The 18682-nt window shown below is 59.7% G+C and carries 20 protein-coding genes and 2 pseudogenes; 15 read left to right on the forward strand and 7 right to left on the reverse strand.

Annotated features, from left to right (window positions below):
* From AAGF34_RS04260 to AAGF34_RS04280, 5 genes are read left to right on the forward strand one after another with little or no spacing between them, the layout of a single operon-like run.
* Positions 1–816 carry an ATP-binding cassette domain-containing protein gene (locus AAGF34_RS04260; protein WP_342619393.1) on the forward strand — a complete coding sequence of 272 codons (816 nt, stop codon included), beginning with the start codon at positions 1–3 and terminating at the stop codon, positions 814–816.
* Positions 801–923, forward strand: coding sequence for a hypothetical protein (locus AAGF34_RS04265; protein ID WP_342619394.1), 123 nt, complete (start codon positions 801–803; stop codon positions 921–923). The genes AAGF34_RS04260 and AAGF34_RS04265 overlap by 16 nt, the downstream gene beginning before the upstream one ends.
* The gene (locus AAGF34_RS04270) at positions 904–1758 is read left to right on the forward strand and encodes an MlaD family protein (RefSeq protein WP_342619395.1); all 855 of its coding nucleotides are present in this window, start codon (positions 904–906) and stop codon (positions 1756–1758) included. Before AAGF34_RS04265 ends, AAGF34_RS04270 begins: the two co-directional genes overlap by 20 nt.
* Positions 1755–2405, forward strand: a complete 651-nt coding sequence (locus tag AAGF34_RS04275) for an ABC-type transport auxiliary lipoprotein family protein (protein WP_342619396.1) — start codon at positions 1755–1757, stop codon at positions 2403–2405. Before AAGF34_RS04270 ends, AAGF34_RS04275 begins: the two co-directional genes overlap by 4 nt.
* Positions 2406–2414: 9 nt before the next feature.
* On the forward strand, positions 2415–2663 hold the full coding sequence (locus tag AAGF34_RS04280; protein ID WP_342619397.1) for a DUF2789 family protein: 249 nt from the start codon (positions 2415–2417) through the stop codon (positions 2661–2663).
* Positions 2664–2672: 9 nt separating this feature from the next.
* Here the strand turns inward: AAGF34_RS04280 and AAGF34_RS04285 are convergent, their stop codons facing one another.
* Entirely contained in the window at positions 2673–3206 is a 534-nt protein-coding gene (locus tag AAGF34_RS04285; RefSeq protein ID WP_342619398.1) for a DNA starvation/stationary phase protection protein, read from the reverse strand.
* Positions 3207–3359: 153 nt separating this feature from the next.
* Between AAGF34_RS04285 and AAGF34_RS04290 the strand changes: the two genes are divergently transcribed.
* Positions 3360–3893 carry a hypothetical protein gene (locus AAGF34_RS04290; RefSeq protein WP_342619399.1) on the forward strand — a complete coding sequence of 178 codons (534 nt, stop codon included), beginning with the start codon at positions 3360–3362 and terminating at the stop codon, positions 3891–3893.
* A 51-nt stretch (positions 3894–3944) separates the two neighbouring features.
* On the opposite strand, the gene AAGF34_RS04295 is transcribed toward AAGF34_RS04290, so the two are convergent.
* Positions 3945–4607: a BON domain-containing protein gene (locus tag AAGF34_RS04295; RefSeq protein WP_342619400.1), complete on the reverse strand. Its 663-nt coding sequence runs from the start codon at positions 4605–4607 to the stop codon at positions 3945–3947.
* A gap of 210 nt (positions 4608–4817) precedes the next feature.
* Here AAGF34_RS04295 and AAGF34_RS04300 point away from each other — a divergent pair, with 210 nt between their 5' ends.
* From AAGF34_RS04300 to AAGF34_RS04315, 4 genes are all read left to right on the forward strand, one after another.
* Positions 4818–5501, forward strand: a complete 684-nt coding sequence (locus tag AAGF34_RS04300) for a PRC-barrel domain-containing protein (protein ID WP_342619401.1) — start codon at positions 4818–4820, stop codon at positions 5499–5501.
* Positions 5502–5685: 184 nt separating this feature from the next.
* Complete coding sequence (locus tag AAGF34_RS04305) at positions 5686–6855, forward strand: iron-containing alcohol dehydrogenase (RefSeq protein WP_342619402.1); 1170 nt, start codon at positions 5686–5688, stop codon at positions 6853–6855.
* 30 nt (positions 6856–6885) lie between these two features.
* Complete coding sequence (locus AAGF34_RS04310) at positions 6886–7869, forward strand: zinc-dependent alcohol dehydrogenase family protein (protein WP_342619403.1); 984 nt, start codon at positions 6886–6888, stop codon at positions 7867–7869.
* Positions 7870–8007: 138 nt separating this feature from the next.
* The gene (locus AAGF34_RS04315; protein ID WP_342619404.1) at positions 8008–8592 is read left to right on the forward strand and encodes an outer membrane beta-barrel protein; all 585 of its coding nucleotides are present in this window, start codon (positions 8008–8010) and stop codon (positions 8590–8592) included.
* Positions 8593–8634: 42 nt separating this feature from the next.
* Here AAGF34_RS04315 and AAGF34_RS04320 read toward each other — a convergent pair whose 3' ends face one another.
* Positions 8635–9420 carry a class I SAM-dependent methyltransferase gene (locus AAGF34_RS04320; protein WP_342619405.1) on the reverse strand — a complete coding sequence of 262 codons (786 nt, stop codon included), beginning with the start codon at positions 9418–9420 and terminating at the stop codon, positions 8635–8637.
* A gap of 163 nt (positions 9421–9583) precedes the next feature.
* On the opposite strand from AAGF34_RS04320, the gene AAGF34_RS04325 reads away from it, so the two are divergent.
* The 4 genes from AAGF34_RS04325 to AAGF34_RS04340 all read left to right on the forward strand — a co-directional run bounded on the left by AAGF34_RS04325 (position 9584) and on the right by AAGF34_RS04340 (position 14215).
* Positions 9584–11011, forward strand: coding sequence for a diguanylate cyclase (locus AAGF34_RS04325; protein WP_342619406.1), 1428 nt, complete (start codon positions 9584–9586; stop codon positions 11009–11011).
* A 19-nt stretch (positions 11012–11030) separates the two neighbouring features.
* A complete protein-coding gene (locus AAGF34_RS04330) occupies positions 11031–12170 on the forward strand; it encodes a zinc-binding dehydrogenase (protein ID WP_342619407.1) in 1140 nt (379 codons plus the stop codon).
* A 78-nt stretch (positions 12171–12248) separates the two neighbouring features.
* Positions 12249–12695, forward strand: a complete 447-nt coding sequence (locus AAGF34_RS04335) for a MarR family winged helix-turn-helix transcriptional regulator (RefSeq protein WP_342619408.1) — start codon at positions 12249–12251, stop codon at positions 12693–12695.
* On the forward strand, positions 12692–14215 hold the full coding sequence (locus tag AAGF34_RS04340; protein WP_342619409.1) for a DHA2 family efflux MFS transporter permease subunit: 1524 nt from the start codon (positions 12692–12694) through the stop codon (positions 14213–14215). The genes AAGF34_RS04335 and AAGF34_RS04340 overlap by 4 nt, the downstream gene beginning before the upstream one ends.
* Positions 14216–14282: 67 nt before the next feature.
* Here the strand turns inward: AAGF34_RS04340 and AAGF34_RS04345 are convergent, their stop codons facing one another.
* The 4 genes and pseudogenes from AAGF34_RS04345 to AAGF34_RS04360 all read right to left on the reverse strand — a co-directional run.
* The gene (locus AAGF34_RS04345) at positions 14283–15164 is read right to left on the reverse strand and encodes a lipid A biosynthesis acyltransferase (protein WP_342619410.1); all 882 of its coding nucleotides are present in this window, start codon (positions 15162–15164) and stop codon (positions 14283–14285) included.
* 542 nt (positions 15165–15706) lie between these two features.
* Complete coding sequence (locus AAGF34_RS04350) at positions 15707–16492, reverse strand: NYN domain-containing protein (protein ID WP_342619411.1); 786 nt, start codon at positions 16490–16492, stop codon at positions 15707–15709.
* A gap of 13 nt (positions 16493–16505) precedes the next feature.
* Positions 16506–16853 carry a hypothetical protein gene (locus AAGF34_RS04355; RefSeq protein ID WP_342619412.1) on the reverse strand — a complete coding sequence of 116 codons (348 nt, stop codon included), beginning with the start codon at positions 16851–16853 and terminating at the stop codon, positions 16506–16508.
* Between the two features lie 11 nt (positions 16854–16864).
* Positions 16865–17584, reverse strand: a pseudogene (locus AAGF34_RS04360) (CoA transferase); the annotation flags it as partial.
* 39 nt (positions 17585–17623) lie between these two features.
* Here AAGF34_RS04360 and AAGF34_RS04365 point away from each other — a divergent pair.
* Positions 17624–18067: pseudogene (locus tag AAGF34_RS04365) on the forward strand (tyrosine-type recombinase/integrase); the annotation flags it as partial.
* Positions 18068–18682 lie beyond the last annotated feature (615 nt).

The following is an 18682-nucleotide window of genomic DNA, read 5'->3' on the forward strand; positions in this document are numbered from 1 at the left end:
ATGACCAGCCCCACTCCCGCCGCAGAACCGGTGATTCAACTCAAGCAGGTCAGCACCCGGTTTGGCGAACATATGGTGCACACCAACCTGGATCTGGAGGTGAAGAAGGGCGAGATCTTTGCGCTGGTTGGCGGCAGCGGCTCCGGCAAGTCCACGCTGCTGCGCGAAATGATTTTGCTGCAGCGCCCAGATACTGGTTCCATCCGGGTGCTGGGTACCGATCTGCACAACATCAGCGCTGCCCAGGCACTGGGCTTGCGCAAACGCTGGGGCGTGATGTTTCAGCATGGCGGTCTGTTTGCGTCACTCACCGTGCTGGAGAACGTGGGCCTGCCCATGCGCGAGCACACCCGCATGGACAGCCAGCAGATCGACAAACTGGCTGCAGAAAAAATTGCGCTGAGCGGGCTGCGGGCTGACGCCGGGGCGCAGTACCCGGGCCAACTCAGCGGCGGCATGCTCAAGCGTGCATCGCTGGCACGTGCGCTGGCGCTGGACCCCGAGCTGCTTTTCCTCGACGAACCCACTGCCGGACTGGACCCCGAAAGCGCAGACGGCGTGGATGAACTGATCCACAGCCTGCGCGAGAGCCATGGCCTGACGGTGGTGATGATCACCCACGATCTGGACCTGCTGTGGCATGTGACCGACCGCGTGGCCGTGCTGGCCGATGGGCGGGTGCAGGGCCTGGGTTCCATGCAAGAGCTGTCGGCGCTGAAAGTGCCAGCAGTCGAAAAATTCTTCAGCGGACCGCGTGCGCGCGCGGCAACCGCACAACACCAACAGCAGGAGGCCGACGCATGGAAACCAAAGTGAACCTCACCCTGGTGGGAGCCTTCACGCTGAGCCTGGGGCTGCTGCTGGTGGCCATCGTGCTGTGGCTTGCATCAGGCGGCATGTGGCATGTGGCAAAAGAAATTTGATGTCTACCTGGCCGTGGAAGAGGAGTCGGTCGCCGGGCTCAACCTGAACGCGCCGGTGAAATACAACGGCGTGGAAGTGGGCAAGGTGCGTCGCATTGCACTGGACCCGCAGGACCCGCAACGCGTCAATCTGTTTCTGGCCATCGAACGGGGCTCGCCCATACGCCAGGACACGGTCGCCGTGCTCAAGGCACAGGGGCTGACCGGCATTGCCTATGTGGAGCTCTCGGGTGGCGCACGCGACTCGCCTGCGCTAGCCACATTGCCGGGCGCAAGCTATCCGGTCATTGCCACCAAGTCTTCGCTGTCCACCCGGCTGGAAAATGTGCTGACGCGCGTGCTGGCCAAGCTGGACAGCACCTCGGGCAACATCGATGCGTTTCTCAGCGAGAAGAACCAGATTGCCTTCAGCAGTGCCATGGCTGATATGGCCCAGATCACCCACACCGTGGCCGCGCGCAAGCAGGTGATAGACGGCGCCATCGTGCATGCCGGCCAGACACTGGCCAACACGGCGCAGGTATCGGGCCAGTTGCCCGCCACGCTCAACCGCGTCAACCGCAGCGCCGACGCCGTAGGGCGCATGGGCGATGCGGTCACGCAGACCAGCACGGATGCCAGCGCAACCTTCAAGACCCTGGGCACGGAGGTCCAGCGCGTGGGCACTCAGACCGTGCCGGAACTGGACCGCTTGCTGGGTGAACTCAGCGTGCTCAGCGCCTCCTTGCGGCGTCTGACGGAGCAAACCGAGCGCGCGCCCGCAGGTCTGATCTTCGGTTACCCGGCCGTGCGCCCCGGGCCGGGCGAAGGCACTCCAGGAAAAACCACACCATGAGCACACACCCAAAACCCATCCCAACCCGTGTTGGCATCCTCTGTGTGGCGCTTCTGCTGCCTGCATGTTCGGTACTGAATCCGCTCCCCGCCGCGCCCATGCAGACCTATGCGCTGGACCGTGTGGTTGGCACGGATACACCTGTGCCATTGCAGCAAGCCACCAGCACGGTGCGCACAGCCAGCGCTGCTCAGCGCGTCATTCTGATCAGCATGCCTACGGCGGCTCCAGGCTATGACAGTTCGCGCATGGTCTACACACGCGAGGCCGGGTCACTAGAGTCCTTTACCCACAGCGTGTGGGTGGACACACCGGCACGCATGCTGGCGCCCTTGATGGCGCACGCGCTGCAGGAATCCGCAGCCTATCGCGCTGTGTTGCTGGCACCGGGTGCGGCCCGGGCCGACCTGAGGCTGGACAGTTCCATCGTGCGATTGCAACAAAGCTACTTGCAGCAACCCAGCCAAGCGCACTTCAGCTTGCGCGTCACGCTGCTGGACAACAACAGTCGGGAAGTGCTGGCCTGGCACGAATTTGACATCGCCGAGCCCGCGTCTGCCGAAAACGCATCCGGCGCCGCTGCAGCAACCCGCGCCGCCGTGCAAAAGGTCATGCAGGAGCTGGTGCTGTGGCTTGCCGATTACTAAAGGAATACTATGGAATTGCTTGCACCGACCATGCCCTGCCTGTTTGCCCAATTGGGTGAGGCCAATGATGCCGTCGCCATTGCGCGCTTTATCGAGCGCAACGGGACCTTGTGGGGTGGCACCCACATGTACGAAGCCAGTTGCTGGTCAAGGTCGCAAGCGGCTTTCCTGCGCGATGCGATTGCGCAGGATGCGAACTGGGCACCCATCGTGGACGAACTGAACGCCCTATTCCACAGGGCGCATCCGTCCGTCTGAGAGCGATGCCTAGCGGGTGCGCGTAGCCTCAAAGAGAAACCAGCAGCGCTGCTCGGTCTCGTCGATCCAGACTTCAATCAGGCTGGCACTGGCGATGTCCTTCTGGGCGTTGCACAGGTCATGGGCTTCACGCAGATGGGCTACCAACGTGCGGTTGTCGTCGGCCAGTTCCGACAGCATGTCCTGCGGTGTCACATAGTCCGCATCGTTGTCCAGCACACGCTGGGTGCGCGCAATGTGGCCGATGGAGCGCAAGGTCTGGCCACCTACTTTGCGGATACGCTCGGCCAGCGGGTCGGTCATGGCAAAGAGTTGCAGCGCCTGTTCATCCATCATCAGGTGATAGTCACGGAAGTGAGTTCCGCTCATATGCCAGTGGAAATTCTTGGTCTTCAGGTACAGCGCATAGACATCGGCTAGCACAGCGTTGAGCGAACCGCTGATCTCCAGCGTGGCGCCGCTGCTGAGGTCGGTCGGTGTGCTCAGGGGAGCGTCGCGGTGCTTTTTCAGCTTGGTGACTTTTTCGGTTTCAGTAGATTTCATGGGGTACTCCGGTTAGGTCTCCGATGGTGGCCGCTTGCCTTTACCAGGTCTGTGCGGTTGCAGACAGATTCCGGAAGCCTGCCTGTCTAGCATCGGCTAGCGTGGGTCTCGTCGATCCACCGCGCACTTACCAATCCCACGGAGAACGCTCTCATGCACTGGATAGACCCCCAATCCCTGCCATCCATTGAAAACCGTGTCGCCAGTTTTATATTCAACGCGGATGGCAGCGCCGATGGTTTCTTTTTTGCCAACGGTCAGCAGGTGCACTTTCCGCCGCACCTGTCGCGCCAACTCCTCAAACGGGTCAAGGCGGGCGATACGGTGCGCGTGCGTGGAGTCAAACCACGCGGCGCCGATGTGTTGGTGGCATTCACGCTGACCACCCGCGGCGGCCACACCATCGAGGACCATGGCCCTGAGGCAGAACCGCACCGGCCCGCGAGCAAGCCCAAGAGCAAGCCGGTTGAAATTTCAGGAACGGTGGCACGCACGCTCTATGCACCCAAGGGCGAAACCTGTGGTGCCGTGCTGGACGATGGCACGCTGCTGCGCGTGCATCCCAAGGGCAATGAAGCCCTGGCCGCGTACCTTCAGGTTGGCAAATCCGTCACCGCGTGGGGACTGCAAATGGCCGTACGCGGCCAGCACGTGGTCGATGTGTCGCACCTCGCATACAACCAGTAGCTAGCGGCAGAAGGCGCCAACCCCGGCTGGGGTCCGGGTTCATGGAAGCTCTCAGAATTCCATGGTCATGCTGTCGATGACATGGGTTACGCCGGGCGTGCCCCATGCGGTGTCTCGCGCGGTATCGCGCTCGGCCCAGTTGTCCACTTTTCCGCTCAAAGTAATCTGGCTGCCGTGGACGGCGGCATGGATCTTCTTGGCGTCAGACTTGGCGCGGCGTACCAATGCGGTTTCAATATCCGACTGCACGGCACTGAGCTTGACCGTCGGCTTGATGGCAATCAGATTGGCAACGCCGGTTACGCCCAACAGATGGCGCACTGCGACTTCGGCGGAAATCTTCTGGTACTGCCAGTCGACGTCACCCGTGAGCGTGATGCAGCCCTGCTCAACCATCACCTTGACCTTGTCGCTCAAGGGCGTGGTCAGCCAGTCCAGCGCGTTCTTGGCGGCGCGTGCAATATCTGCATCGGTGCGTTCACTGAAGCTGGGCAGGCGTACCTCCATCTCCACCGCCAGCGCCTTCACGCCGTTCACGCCGTTCACGCGCAGCGTGGCTTCTTCCGCGTTGTATTTGGCCAGGTAGTTGCTGAGGTGTCCGGCCAGCGTGACGACGCCGTCCTTGACCTCGACACCGATTTCCTCGGCGTTGACCGATGGCTGCCATTTGAGTTCGGCGATCACGTCCTGTTGCAGTTGACTGTCGGTTTTCATGGTGAGGCTTTCCTGAGTGAATGAAGGCTTCACTGTGCGCACATCTGCCGCCGCCCACCGTGCGCCAGGCCACGTCACGCCGGAAATGTTCTTGCGCACTTGTGGCAGTACGGTGCCGAACAGACCGGCTGGCGCATGGTTTCTATAACCGGATGGGAATGGCATTCACTGTCGCCGTTTTGGTGGCACCCACTCACGAGGACTTTTTCCATGAAGAATCAACGAACTACCCTGGCATTGGCAACCCTGGCGCTTGCCGGCACACTGGCCACCACGGCACCGGCCTGGGCACAGGTCGCAGGAGGTACGACCACCGTCGAAACCGCCGTCGTCGAATCGACCAAGATCGCCATGGGCTGGAGCGTCAAGAAGACGCTGATGGGCAAGACGATCTACAACGAAACCGGCCAGAAAATCGGCAAGGTGGAAGACCTGATCATTGCCCCGGACAAGAATGTGTCGTACCTGATCGTGGGCGCAGGCGGCTTCGTCGGCATTGGCCGCCACGATGTGGCCATACCGGTCTCTCAGATTCAGGACCACGCGGGCAAGCTGATCATGGCCGGTGCAACCAAGGACACCATCAAGTCCATGCCTGAGTTCACCTACGCCACCGACAACACCAAGCGCGACGCGTTCATCGCCGCTGCGGACAAGGACGTTGCCGACGGCAAGGCAAAGGTTGCGGATCTGGAAAAGAAAAGTACCGCAGCAGCAGCCGACGCCAAGGCCAAGATCGATGCGCAGCTCACCGTGTTGCGCGCTGACGTGAAGTCCGCCGAGACCAAGCTGGCCGAGATGAAGCAGGCCACTGCAGCACGCTGGAAAGAGTTTGAACTCGGTGTGGGTGCGGCGACTGCACGCCTGCGCAAATCCATGAACACAGCCCTCTGACCACTGCAAAACAACGACTCTTTGACCTGCATCATCCAATGCCACCGGCAAGGCGGCTTCGGCTCTTGCAGACATAGTTTGATGCGCGCATTATGTGAATGAAGGCCTGTGCGCGGTCGCCCCTGCGCGACCATGACCCAGCAGGCACAACTTGCAACGCAACGGGTTTTCCCCAGGAGGATGTATGTCTCTCGCCAACCAAACATTTGGCTTTTTCACGCCCACCGTCTCCCTCATGGGCGTAGGCTGTGCCGCACAGGCCGGGCCGCAGGCCAGGGCACTGGGCGCGCATCGTGCACTGCTGTGCACCGACGCGGGCATGGTCAAGCTGGGCATTGCCGAGAAGGTGAAGGCGCAGCTTGAATCTGCAGGTATCCAGGTGACGGTATTTGCCGGAGCCGAGCCCAACCCCACCGACCGCAATGTGCACGAAGGTGTCTCCGTCTACAAGGCTGCGGAGTGCGACGCCATCGTCACCCTGGGTGGCGGTAGCGCGCACGACTGTGGCAAGGGTATTGGCATGGTCATAGGCAACGGCGGCAACATCCGCGACTACGAGGGCCTGGACAAGACCACCAAACCCATGCCGCCGTTCCTGGCCATCAACACGACGGCCGGAACGGCCGCAGAGATGACACGGTTTTGCATCATCACCAATACCGACACCCATGTGAAGATGGCGCTGGTGGACTGGCGCTGCACGCCCAACATCGCCATCAACGATCCCCTGCTGATGGTGGATATGCCCGCCAGCCTGACGGCGGCCACCGGCATGGATGCGCTGACACACGCGGTAGAAGCCTACGTGTCCACCATTGCCACGCCGGTGACCGATGCCTGCGCCCTCAAGGCCATTTCGCTGATTGCCGAATGGCTGCGCCCGGCCGTGGCCAACGGTGCCAACATCGAGGCCCGCGACAAGATGGCCTATGCCGAGTATCTGGCCGGCATGGCGTTCAACAACGCCAGCCTAGGCTATGTGCACGCCATGGCGCACCAGCTGGGCGGCTTCTACAACCTGCCGCACGGTGTCTGCAATGCGGTGCTGCTGCCGGAGGTGTGCACCTTCAACCTGATTGCCGCGGTGTCGCGCTTTGGCGATATCGCACGCGCCCTGGGTGAAAACACCGACGGCCTATCGCCCATTGCAGCAGGCGAAAAGGCCATTGCCGCTATCCGGCGCTTGGCCAGGGACGTGGGTATTCCCAAGAACCTCACGGCCCTGGGTGTGCAGGAAAAGGATCTGGAAACCATGGCGGTCAACGCCAAGAAGGACGCCTGCCAGTTGACCAATCCGCGCACCGCCACGCTCGAACAGGTGATAGGCATCTACCAAGTGGCTCTGGTCGCCTAGGCGGCCTCCACACACTCCACGGGGCGGCTTATGCATGCGATGGTTTTGAAGCACACGGGCCACCCTCTGATGTGGACTGAGTTGCCCGACCGGCAACCCGGCCCCGGAGAGATTCGCGTGCGTGTCACAGCCTGCGGCGTGTGCCGCACCGATCTGCATGTGGTGGACGGTGAGCTGCCCAACCCGCATCTGCCCATCATCCCGGGCCATGAGATTGTGGGCCGCATCGATGCATTGGGCGATGGCGTGCAGGGCCTGCAGCTGGGCCAGCGCGTGGGCATTCCCTGGCTGGGCCACACCTGCGGTGTCTGCCCTTACTGCAGGATGCAGCGCGAGAATCTGTGCGATCGACCGCTGTTTACCGGCTTTACCCGCGACGGCGGTTTTGCCACGGCCGCCGTGGCCGATGCGCGTTTTGCTTTTCCGCTGGGGGAACACGGCAGTGACGAGTCGATTGCGCCCTTGCTGTGCGCCGGGCTGATCGGCTGGCGTGCACTGACGCTGGCCGGTGACGGTAAGTGTCTGGGCTTGTACGGCTTTGGCGCCGCGGCGCACATCCTGGCGCAGGTGGCGCAACGCCAGGGCCGCAAGGTCTTTGCCTTCACGCGCGCCGGGGATGTGGATGCGCAAGGCTTTGCGCGCGAACTGGGAGCCGTCTGGGCTGGAGACTCGGACCAGATGCCACCCGAGGCGCTGGACGCAGCCATCATCTTCGCCGCCGTGGGAGACCTGGTGCCGCAGTCTCTGCGAGCCGTGCGCAAGGGCGGGCGCGTGGTGTGCGCCGGCATCCACATGAGCGACATTCCGGGCTTTGCCTACAGCCTGCTGTGGGAAGAGCGGCAATTGCTGTCGGTGGCCAATCTGACGCGCCAGGATGGGCTGGACTTCCTCAGCCAGGCCCCGCAGATGGGCATTTTCACCAAGACAACAGCCTACCCGTTGCAACAGGCCAATCAGGCACTGGAGGATTTGCGCGCCGGGCGATTTGTGGGTGCCGCCGTACTGATTCCCTGATGCAGTCGCAGGCGGTATTTACATATTGCTGCAAAGATTTACCTTCCCCATTACAGGGTTTACCATTATTTGCCCGCTGGCGAATGCCGCTTAACAGCACACAAGCACCATGGAGGTCCCTTAACTTGGAACCTCCAAATGAAAAAACTGTTTGTCACAACTTTCGTACTGGGCACCCTTGCTGCAGCGTCCAGCTTCGCAGCAGATACGTCGAACCTCTCGGGCTTCAGCGTCGGTGCCAATGCGGAATTTTCCAAAGGCTCGTCCAGCGCTACGGACGGTACTTCTGACAACGGCAACACCTCTGCGTTGGGTCTGCAAGGGCGTTACGACTTTCCCGTGGCACCCAACTTCGGCATTGGACTGGGCGCCTCCTATAGCTCCAGCAACCACAAGGCCGGCACCTACGCCAGCGGCGCTGAGGCCACGATCGGAAACCGCTATTCCCTGGATGTGATGCCCACGGTGGCACTCGCCAACAACTACCAGCTATTCGGCAAGCTGTCTTCCCTCTACGGCCGGGCCTCATCGGACGATGGCTCGAGCAACTCGGACGTACACGGCGTTGGCTACGGTATCGGTTTGCGCCAGATGCTGGACAAGAACATGTACTGGCAGGTGGCGTATGACCTGAACAAGTTCAACGACGTGACCTTCAATACCGGCACCACGTCCAGCATGCAGGAAAACGTGTTTTCGATCGGCGTGGGCTACAAGTTCTAAAGCCTGACAGGGGCGTGAAGCGCCGCTGCGGCCCGGCCGGCCTCAGCCCAGCTTGACGCCCTTGACCGCATGGGCGTGCGCCGCGACGGTTATCTGCTCGCCGGTGCCGCCCATCTGGGCGCGCACGGCCTCTTTCAATGCCTGGCGCTCGTTCTGGCTCAGCTTGTCGGTTCGGCTGCGTATGGACGGACCCTGCAGACCGATGCGCCAATATTCCTCAAAGCTGCCAAAGGTGCGCTCCACCGTCAGCTTGTGGGTCTGCACTTCAACAAACCCCGCTGCATGCCATGACTGGCGCAGCGCGTCCAGGTTGGCCGCGTGCGGGCTGGGCGGCAAGGCAGGCGTGTGCCCTATGGCACGCAGTCCATTCTGGATGCCAGCCCACGGAAAGCCGCCCCCTTCCAGATCCCACGCATAGGCGGACGCCACTCCGCCGGTTTTCAGCACCCGGGCCATCTCGGCCACGCCGCGTGCCGGGTCCGTCAAAAAGAAAATGACCAGTGCCATGACCGCGTAATCCACGCAAGCGTCAGGTAACGGCAATTCCATGGAGTCGCCCAACATGAAGCGGGCATTGATACGCGCAAAGCGGTTCTGCGCAAAATGGATTTGCTCCGGAGATGGGTCTATGCCCTGAACGGACTTGGCATTGCAACGCTCCAGTAGCAGCTGGGTGAATGCGCCATTGCCACACCCTACGTCAAGCCAGCTCTGCTGCATTGCGGGATTGAGCCAGTCCAGGAATTGCGATCCGGCCTCCTGGCTCCAGACACCCATGTATTGCTCATAGGCCGCGCCGTCGTCAAATCGTATAGGTTGTTCTGCCATTGCAGTTGTTCTGGAGTTGTGTGACCATCTGATCGTAACGGCTTATTTTGATTCTGATCAAGTGACCCTCTCAATCCTGCGGCCATCCGGATGTGGGAGTGACAGAATAGGTTTTAGGACGGCGTCACATCGCTCAACTCCCTTCATCATGGACGCCAACGCAATGCAGACGAATCGACATCAGATGATCCGTCAGTTGTTTGACGAATACATTGCAATGTATGCGTCACGTGATGAACGGTTGCATGCGCGATTCAGCGAGAACTTCAGTGGCTTTGCAGGCAGCAGCGATGTGCTGGTCAAGAACAAGCCCGCGTGGCTCGAAGTGACGCATCAGGATTTTGCACAGGTGCCCGGACGCATCCGCATCGAGATGCTGGACCTGTCGATCCAGGACCTTTGTGAAGAGGTCGCCGTGGTGACGGCCTTCTTCCATATCCACCTGCCCGGTGACCATGCGCTGTTTGCCAAGGAAGTAGCTCGACTGGTATTGGTGCTGCGCCAGGAGTCGGGTGAATGGAAGATAGCGCACAGCAGCATATCCATCCCGTATCGCCAGGCCTCCGAAGGCGAGGTCTATCCGCTCAAGAGTCTGCAAGATCGCAACAGCGAGCTGGAGGCTTTGGTCCGGCAACGTACCCTTGCGTTGCTGGAGAGCCAGTCGCTCTACCAGCTGCTGACCGAAGATGCGCGTGACGTGGTCTGGCGGACTGACAAGGATTTGCGCATCACCTACATCAGCCCGGCCGACGAGCGATTGCGCGGTTTCAAGGCTGACGAAGTGATAGGCCACCACGTCTTTGACATGTTCACCGAGGAAGGTGTGGCACTGGTCAAGGAGTTTATGGAACGCAGACGCCTGGCCGAGCAGTCGGGAAACCCCGTCGGATTTCTGACCTTCGAAGTCGAGCATCGTTGCAAGGATGGCCATCTGATATGGGGCGAAGTGCTGTCTAAGCCGGAACACGACGCGCAGGGCAACATCACGGGCTACCACGGCATCACACGCGACGTTACCGAGCGAAGGCTGATGGGCGAGCAGGTCCGGCAGATGGCATTCCATGACCCGCTCACCCGTCTTGCCAACCGGCGCCTGATGGAGGACCGACTGACCCAGGCATTGGCTACGGCCGAACGCGTGGGCAGCCATGGTGCCGTGTTGTTTTTGGACCTGGACAACTTCAAACCACTCAACGACGCGCACGGCCATGGCGTGGGAGACCTGCTGTTGATGGAGGTTGCCAACCGCCTCAGGAGTTGCGTACGCAAGGGAGACACGGTAGCCCGGTTTGGGGGCGATGAGTTTGTGGTTCTGCTCAATAACATGAGTCGTGACCGCAATCTGGCTGCAGCGGAAGCAGCGGCCATCGCGGAGAAGATACGCATCTGCCTGGCAGCTCCCTACTTGCTGCAACCCGAATCCGCTGACGCACCGCCTGCCCACATAGAACACCATTGCACCGCCAGCATGGGCGTGGCGATATTCAACGGAACAGAGGCCGGCACCCTGGACATCATTGCCCGCGCCGACACTGCGATGTACCGCGCCAAGGACGAAGGGCGCAATCGAGTTTGCTTCGCCACGCCATAGACCACACCAGGAAACCACCATGAACACACCATCCCACAGCTCAGGGCTTCAACTTCGCTCCACCATCACCTCAGGTGGGCAACTGGTACTCGATCTGGTGCCGGTTGAAACACCTGCACCTGCCGCGGACGAAGTGGTGGTCCGTGTGGAGGCAGCACCGCTGAACCCTTCCGACATCGGCCTGCTCTTTGGTGCTGCGGACCTTGCCAGCGTGCAGTGCTCCGGTACGCCGCAATCTCCCATCGTGACCGCCACTGTGCCGCAGGGCGCAATGCGATCCATGGCAGCGCGGCTGGACCAGTCCATGCCGGTTGGCAATGAAGGTGCCGGTGTGGTGATTGCGGCAGGATCGTCGGATGCGGCGCAGGCGCTCCTGGGCAAGAAGGTGGCGGTTCTGGCAGGCGCCATGTATTCCCAATACCGCTGCGTCAAGGTGGAACAATGCCTGCTGCTGCCGCCTGATGCCTCCGTGGCAGAAGGAGCCTCGAGCTTTGTCAATCCGCTGACTGCACTGGGCATGGTGCAGACCATGCGGCGCGAAGGCCACAAGGCACTGGTGCACACGGCGGCGGCTTCCAATCTGGGGCAGATGCTCAACCGGATTTGCCTCAAGGACGGCATTGCGCTGGTGAACATTGTGCGCAAACCCGAACAGGTGGAAGTGTTGCGCAAACAGGGCGCAGTACACATCTGCAGCACCGCATCGCCAACCTTCATGGAGGACCTCACCCAGGCACTCGTGGCCACCGGTGCCACCATTGCATTCGATGCCATCGGCGGCGGCAAGCTGGCCGGGCAGATCCTGACCTGCATGGAGCGTGCGATCAGCAGCAGCGCCAAGGAATACAGCCGATACGGATCCACCACGCACAAGCAGGTCTATATCTATGGCGGGCTGGATATGGGCCCCACCGAGATCCAGCGCAACTTCGGCATGACGTGGGGCATGGGTGGCTGGCTGCTGTTTCCGTTTCTGCAAAGCATAGGGCCCGAGGCCGTGCAGACATTGAAGCAGCGCGTTGCACGCGAACTGAAGACCACCTTTGCCAGCAGTTACACCCGGGTCGTGTCGCTGGCCGAAGCCCTGCAACCCGAGGCCATTGCCATCTACGGCCAGCGCTCCACCGGAGCCAAATACCTCATCAATCCCAATTTGTAGCAGACGGCGCCGGACGTGTCTGCGCTAGGCACCTGGTCTCACGCGACTCATTTTAGTAAACTGATTTACAATAATCGCATGGCTAAAAGCGATATCAACAACCGCTTCGGTTTTCTGGTCAATGAAGTGGGACGTCTGTATGGCAGGCGTTTTGATCAGCTGTCGCGCCAACAGCTGGGGCTTTCCCGGGCACAGTGCCGACTGATCAACATCCTGGCACGCCATGCAGGCGATACGCCGCTGACACAGACCGAGCTGGCTGATCGTCTGGACCTCACGACCATGGGTGTGGCGTCCCTGTGCAAGCGCCTGGAGTCGGGCGGCTGGGTGACACGCCGCGTCAGCCCGACCGACAGCCGCGCCAATGAAATCGTGTTGCAACCCAAGGCGCTGGAAGAGCTCAAGGCCGCACATGCCATCAGCGACAAGGTGCAGGTGCAGGCGCTGCAAGGCCTGTCGGCACAGCAGCGCAGCGCGCTGATGGACATGCTGCATCACATACACAACAACCTCACCGCGCCGTGAACGCTGTGCCGCACAAGGGCATGATCACGCTGTCGATCATGCTGGCCACCATCATGCAGGCGCTGGACACCACCATCGCCAACGTGGCCTTGCCGCATATGCAGGGTGCCCTGCAAAGTTCGCAGGACCAGATCAGCTGGGTGCTGACGTCCTACATCGTTGCCGCGGCCATCGCCACGCCGCTGACCGGCTGGCTGTGCGGCCAATGGGGCCGCAGACAGGTGTTCCTGATTGCCGTGGTTGGCTTCACGATCGCGTCGGCACTGTGCGGCATGGCGCAGAACTTGAGCGAGATCGTGCTGGCGCGTCTGCTGCAAGGCGTGTTTGGTGCGGCTCTGGTTCCGCTGTCCCAAGCAGTGCTGCTGGACATCAACCCCAAGGAGAAGGTCGGTCAAGCCATGGCCATCTGGGGCGCGGGCATCATGATCGGCCCCATCCTCGGCCCCGTGATGGGCGGCTGGCTGACGGAGAACGCCAATTGGCGCTGGGTGTTCTTCATCAACCTTCCAGTGGGTGTGTTTGCCTTCTATGGCATTGCCCGCTATCTGCCGGAGAGCAAGCCCGCAGGAGAACAACTGGACATCTTTGGCCTCACCACCCTGAGTCTGGCCGTCGGTCTGCTGCAACTGTTTTTGGATCGGGGCGAGCAGCTGGACTGGTTCAATTCGCCGGAGATCTGCGCCGAGGCAATTGGCTGCGTCGTGGCGCTTGCCTACTTCATAGCCCATACGCTCACCACCACGAAAGTGTCCTTCCTGAACCGCGCGCTGCTCAAGGACCGCAACTTCATCACCGGCATTGCGTTTGCCTTTGTGGTGGGCATGATTCTGTATGCCACGATGGCCCTGCTACCGGCGTTTCTGCAGGGCTTGTTGGGTTACCCGGTCGTCTTTACCGGCGAGATCATGGCGCCGCGAGGCCTGGGAACCATGCTGGCCATGATGGTGGTGGGCAAGCTGGTGCATCGTTTCGACCTGCGGGCCATCATGGCATTCGGCTTTTGTCTCACGGCCTACTCGCTCTACCAGATGACACACATCACGCTGGACATGGATAGCACCCTGGTGACCGTCTCCGGCTTCATCCAGGGCATGGGTATTGGCTTTACCTTCGTCCCCTTGAGCGCCGTGACTTTTGCCACACTGGCACCCGGGCTGCGCAACGAAGGCACTCCGGTCTACAGCCTGATGCGCAACATTGGTAGCAGCGTGGGCATCTCCATCGTGCAGGCACTGCTCACTGAATCGATGGCACGGGCCCATGCCGAACTGGCAGTGGACATCAACTACACCAACCAAGTGCTGCAGGCTTTGCCACCCGCCATGAGCTCGCTAACTCCCTCGGGGCTGGCGGTCATTGACATGGAAGTCAATCGCCAGGCGGCCATGCTTGCCTACGTAGGCGACTTTCGGGTGATGATGTGGCTGACCCTGTTGACCATGCCGCTGCTGCTGTTGATACGTCCGGCAGAGAAGCTGCCGACCACAGGCACACCGGCCGAAGCGGAAGCCCTTCACTAGCTGAGCGAAAACCTCTAGCGGGCGCTGTGACGAACTGCAAAAGGCCTCATGCATTCACAATGCTCCGTCAATATACGGGTAGCGCTCCTGGTGGCCGGTCCTTGAACCGTTTGTGGACCCAATAGTACTGGTCGGGCATGCTGCGAATCACCTGTTCCAGCCAGTGATTCATGTAAGTGGTATCGGCCTCAACGTCGGAACTCGGGTAGTCGGCCCAGGCGCGATGCACCTCGATTTCATATCCGGTACGTGTCATCCTGGCAGTCACCGGAACTACCTGAGCCAGACCAAGACGTGCGAAACGAGACAGCGATGGAACGGTCGCCGCCGGTACGCCAAAAAACGGAACAAAGATGGACTCCTTCAGACCGAAATTCATGTCCGGCAACAAATACAGAAGCGATCCAGCGCGCAATGCACTCACCACAGCCTTCACGCCGTGGTCTCGGTAGAACAGTTGTAGTTGACCAAATCGCCGACGCCCAACGTGCAACCAGTGATCCACGGCCTGGTTTCGCTGCGGCGTGTAGATGCTCACCATGGGGCGGGCGAGAATGAGGTTCAATGCGGTGCCTGCTGCATCCAAGCCATAAAAATGCGGTGCAAAGACGACAGTTGGCTCGGTGCCATGCAATGCTTCCACGGCCCCCACCAAATGCAAGCGTCTACGCACAGTCTCCGGCTTGGCATGCCAAAGCCAGGCGCGGTCAAGCCACGATTGGGCGAAATAGATGAAACTTTGGCGAGCCCAACGCTCCCGCTGTTGCACCGACACCTCGGGAAAACACAACGCCAGATTGGCCAGCACGACTTTGCGACGTTTGACGACAAGCCCGTAAAGCAAGCCGCCTAACAATGCGCCCAACGCCCGAATCCAGGACAGAGGCAATGGCGCCATCACCCGCATAAGCAGCAAGCCAATATGGTGTGGCGGGCGCGCGCGCGCCATCGGGCTCTTGTGATCGCAAGTCATTGAAAATACTTAGAGAGGAGAGTGTTCGACAAAAGGACACAGCACGGGTTTGTGACGGATATGGACTGACCATCGGGCATAGCCCTGTCACGGGTCAGTAGGCCAATCTGGTCAACCCCTGTAGTTTCGGTGCATTCAAGGCATTCCCGAGCCGACTTTACGCAACTTGTCAGTTTGTTACCAAATTGCCAAACAGTTGGTACAAATGCTTCGGGAGCATTTCACGAGTGGTGAGCATGTATTTTTAGCTACTCCATTCGCCGTATCAATACATATATATATTTCAAACTGACACAGTATTTACGTATTCGTTACCATTTCTAACTATTGGAAACGGCTGATTTCGAATACCCATTTTCCGATTCCGATACTTGACCAGAATCTGAATCTGTGTCGGCTTGCATGGTTCCGTTCTGCAAAATGGGAAGTGCGCCGCAATGTGGCTCGCGTCGCTTGTATCGGCAGCTCAATTCACAGTTTCTGTGGGAGAGTTTTCTATCTACCTGCGCTGCAGGTCTTCAAGACGATTTGTAGCGCAGCTGATTGGGCTGCTTTTCCGGTGTCAGTTCAAACTGGCCGGGAAACTTCTTGAAAAGTTTGGTGGAAGCGGCATTTCTTCCGATGAGCTTGGCGTGGTGCAGTTGCATGACGATATCGCCAAGGGGCTGAACTTGACCGGTCTTCAGTGCCGGTGCAGCTTGCAGAATCTGCTCCAAAGTGACTTCCGCTTTTTCAGCACTTTTTGCTGACGCGGATTTCTTTTTCTCGGTGACTTTTTTTGCCAAAGGTTCAGGGGCGGTCGTATCGGATGCCTTCTTTGCAGCGGACCTCTTGACGGGTGTCTTTCTCGCCGGTGCGCGTGCTTCTTCTTTCGCCCGTTCCTTAACCGCTTCCCTACCGACAAAGAGCACCGAGTCGTACGCATGCACAGCCTCGGAGGCCATCTTGGTCCGCTCGGAAACGCAAATCATGCGAATGCCACGCTCGCGCAGGCGCACCACCAACGGCACGAAATCCGCATCCCCGGAACCAATGGCAATCACTGTCGGCTTGGGGAGCTGGCAGGCCAGCTCCATTGCGTCCACCGCCAAGGCCACGTCCGTGGTGTTCTTGGTCAGGGACAGGTTCACAAACGGGCGTATGGCCCAGGTCAGCATGGTTTGCGCGAGCCCCTTGAGATTCTCCGCACTGCCATAGGCGCGCCGCACTGCCAGACTGCCTTCTGCCGCCTCCAGGCTGCTACATGCCTCTTCTATCCAGGCTGCCGACGACAGATTGTCAGCGTCAATGAGGAAAACGATCATGGCCTTGGTCCTTTTAGCCGATTGAAACACCCAGAACCACCCAACACAAGGCGCTGTGGACCGCGAACAAATGGCTCTTGTGGGAGTGGCGGCGAACCGGATTCATCGTCACCGGTTCAAACAGAATTGCCTCTTTCTGGTCGACAACCGCCCGACCATGGGCCGCTTCGCAAGCAAATTTCCCGGGGCCGTCTTCGAGGATGCTAGCCATGCCTCGCATTTGGAGGATTTCAGCTTTGATTCTTTTGTCTATGCTGACCTTGTCACCCACCAGCGGATCCCATATAGGCTCGATCTGTAGGCCATCACGTGCCGAGACGTCATTCACAAATATTCGTACAGGTTGCACAATAGTAGTCATGGAAGTCTCCGTTAAATCACGCCGTCAGCATGCAAACGAGCGATGGCGTCAGCGGATACACCCAGGGACGTCAATACTTCATCCGTATGTGCACCCAATGCTGGGCCAACCCACTCTATATGGCCCGGTGTGGCGCTGAGTTTGGGCACGATGCCCGGAAAGTCAATGAGCGCACCATCCGGCAGCTGGTGACGTTCAATCATCTGACGTGCGCGGTAGTGTGGATCCCTGTGTATGTCGGCAGCGGAATAGACGCGTCCTACCGGAACCTCGGCGGCCTCCAATACATTCAGGACATCGGGCAGGGACCGTCTAAGCGTCCATTCACTGATGGCTTCATCCAACATTTCGTTGTTCCGCACACGTCCATCGTTGTGCGCCAGCTCAGGGTTGTTGGCGAGATCGTCACGATCTATCGCTGCCATCAGGCGCTTGAATATGCCGTCGCCGTTGCCTGCAATCACCACGTATTGCCCGTCACCACATCGATAGGTGTTGGAAGGTGAAATGCCCGGCAGGCTGGCGCCGGAGCGCTCTCGGATAAAGCCGCTTTGCGCGTACTCCGGGATGAGGCTTTCCATGATTGCAAACACCGACTCATATAGTGCAACATCGATGTACTGCCCCTTTCCACCATTGACTTTTAGATGATGCATGGCGAGCAGCGCGCCAATCGTTCCGTATAGTGATGCAAGTGTGTCGCCTAGACTGACGCCCGTGCGCACCGGTGGGAGTGGGAGGTAGAGGCTCCTGAGTTACAGCGGAGTGTTTATGTGGTGCCTGCCGCCGAGTTCAAAGGCAAGCGCGATCACGTGCTGATCTTGAACGACGCAGCCTGGCGCGTCGTCCAAGCCTGCAGGGGTCAGCATAGCAAATACGTCTTTGTGTACCGCCGTGAGCGCGTGAAGAACTTTGACCTGGCGCCGGTGATGCCTTACCAGCGCATTGGCACAATGAACAACACGGCATGGCAGCGGGCACGGGATGCCGCGGGTCTGACAAAGGTGCGGGTACACGATTTGCGCCACACCTTTGGCCAGCGACTGCGCGATGCTGGAGTAAACGAGGAAGATCGGGCGCTGCTCTTGGGACACGCGATTGAAGGGATGCCGCAGCACTATGCATCGGCCACAGTTGCAAGGCTTGTGGACGCCGCAAACCGCGTGCAACATACCGTCGATCGCACCACGCTACTGCGCGTGGTCAACGGCTGATCGTGGCGAAAGTCACGCAAGGAGTCACGCAGGAAAAGGAAGGGGCAACACGGTAGCAACGTGACGCCCCTCTGTAGAGGCTGGTGCGGCTGGCGGGGATCGAACCAACGACCCTTGGCTTCGGAGGCCCAATCCGTTGACCTCGATCAGCCTGGATTACTGGCCATTACTCGTCGCTATTCGATGTTAGAAATCGGTATTATATTGCGCATTTCTGTGAAAATTCATCTAATTTATGGTGTTTTATGCAGATTTGCACCATATTTTTCCACTGGCGGTTCAATTACCTTGGTCTAGGTTTATGTCAGCAACACTCCTTCGTCGCCAATTTGGCCAGTTGCTGTGAGCTCAATAGGTCGGTGGTAGGTATAGTTTTCATCGTCCGTATTCCGGACGTTTCAATTTTCCTTTAGACGCATTTTTGACTGATCCTGACTATTGGCCCTCCCCCTCTTCGCTGCCTTCTAGCCATCTTCCGGCATTTTGATATCGTCCGATTTCTGGACTTTGCATGCCATGCAGAGTAGCCCTTCAAGGGCTACTCCAGCCTATCGAGAAGGAAACTCCACACAAAGGCACATCAATGCCCCACCCGCCTGTACAGTTGCGCATTGT

Source organism: Rhodoferax sp. GW822-FHT02A01 (genome assembly GCF_038784515.1).
GTDB lineage: Bacteria > Pseudomonadota > Gammaproteobacteria > Burkholderiales > Burkholderiaceae_C > Allorhodoferax.

Coding starts and splice junctions, on each gene's coding strand:
- AAGF34_RS04260 (WP_342619393.1), top strand. CDS start 1: ATGACCAGCCCCACTCCCGCCGCAGAACCGGTGATTCAACTCAAGCAG.
- AAGF34_RS04265 (WP_342619394.1), top strand. CDS start 801: ATGGAAACCAAAGTGAACCTCACCCTGGTGGGAGCCTTCACGCTGAGC.
- AAGF34_RS04270 (WP_342619395.1), top strand. CDS start 904: ATGTGGCAAAAGAAATTTGATGTCTACCTGGCCGTGGAAGAGGAGTCG.
- AAGF34_RS04275 (WP_342619396.1), top strand. CDS start 1,755: ATGAGCACACACCCAAAACCCATCCCAACCCGTGTTGGCATCCTCTGT.
- AAGF34_RS04280 (WP_342619397.1), top strand. CDS start 2,415: ATGGAATTGCTTGCACCGACCATGCCCTGCCTGTTTGCCCAATTGGGT.
- AAGF34_RS04285 (WP_342619398.1), bottom strand. CDS start 3,206: ATGAAATCTACTGAAACCGAAAAAGTCACCAAGCTGAAAAAGCACCGC.
- AAGF34_RS04290 (WP_342619399.1), top strand. CDS start 3,360: ATGCACTGGATAGACCCCCAATCCCTGCCATCCATTGAAAACCGTGTC.
- AAGF34_RS04295 (WP_342619400.1), bottom strand. CDS start 4,607: ATGAAAACCGACAGTCAACTGCAACAGGACGTGATCGCCGAACTCAAA.
- AAGF34_RS04300 (WP_342619401.1), top strand. CDS start 4,818: ATGAAGAATCAACGAACTACCCTGGCATTGGCAACCCTGGCGCTTGCC.
- AAGF34_RS04305 (WP_342619402.1), top strand. CDS start 5,686: ATGTCTCTCGCCAACCAAACATTTGGCTTTTTCACGCCCACCGTCTCC.
- AAGF34_RS04310 (WP_342619403.1), top strand. CDS start 6,886: ATGCATGCGATGGTTTTGAAGCACACGGGCCACCCTCTGATGTGGACT.
- AAGF34_RS04315 (WP_342619404.1), top strand. CDS start 8,008: ATGAAAAAACTGTTTGTCACAACTTTCGTACTGGGCACCCTTGCTGCA.
- AAGF34_RS04320 (WP_342619405.1), bottom strand. CDS start 9,420: ATGGCAGAACAACCTATACGATTTGACGACGGCGCGGCCTATGAGCAA.
- AAGF34_RS04325 (WP_342619406.1), top strand. CDS start 9,584: ATGCAGACGAATCGACATCAGATGATCCGTCAGTTGTTTGACGAATAC.
- AAGF34_RS04330 (WP_342619407.1), top strand. CDS start 11,031: ATGAACACACCATCCCACAGCTCAGGGCTTCAACTTCGCTCCACCATC.
- AAGF34_RS04335 (WP_342619408.1), top strand. CDS start 12,249: ATGGCTAAAAGCGATATCAACAACCGCTTCGGTTTTCTGGTCAATGAA.
- AAGF34_RS04345 (WP_342619410.1), bottom strand. CDS start 15,164: ATGGCGCGCGCGCGCCCGCCACACCATATTGGCTTGCTGCTTATGCGG.
- AAGF34_RS04350 (WP_342619411.1), bottom strand. CDS start 16,492: ATGATCGTTTTCCTCATTGACGCTGACAATCTGTCGTCGGCAGCCTGG.
- AAGF34_RS04355 (WP_342619412.1), bottom strand. CDS start 16,853: ATGACTACTATTGTGCAACCTGTACGAATATTTGTGAATGACGTCTCG.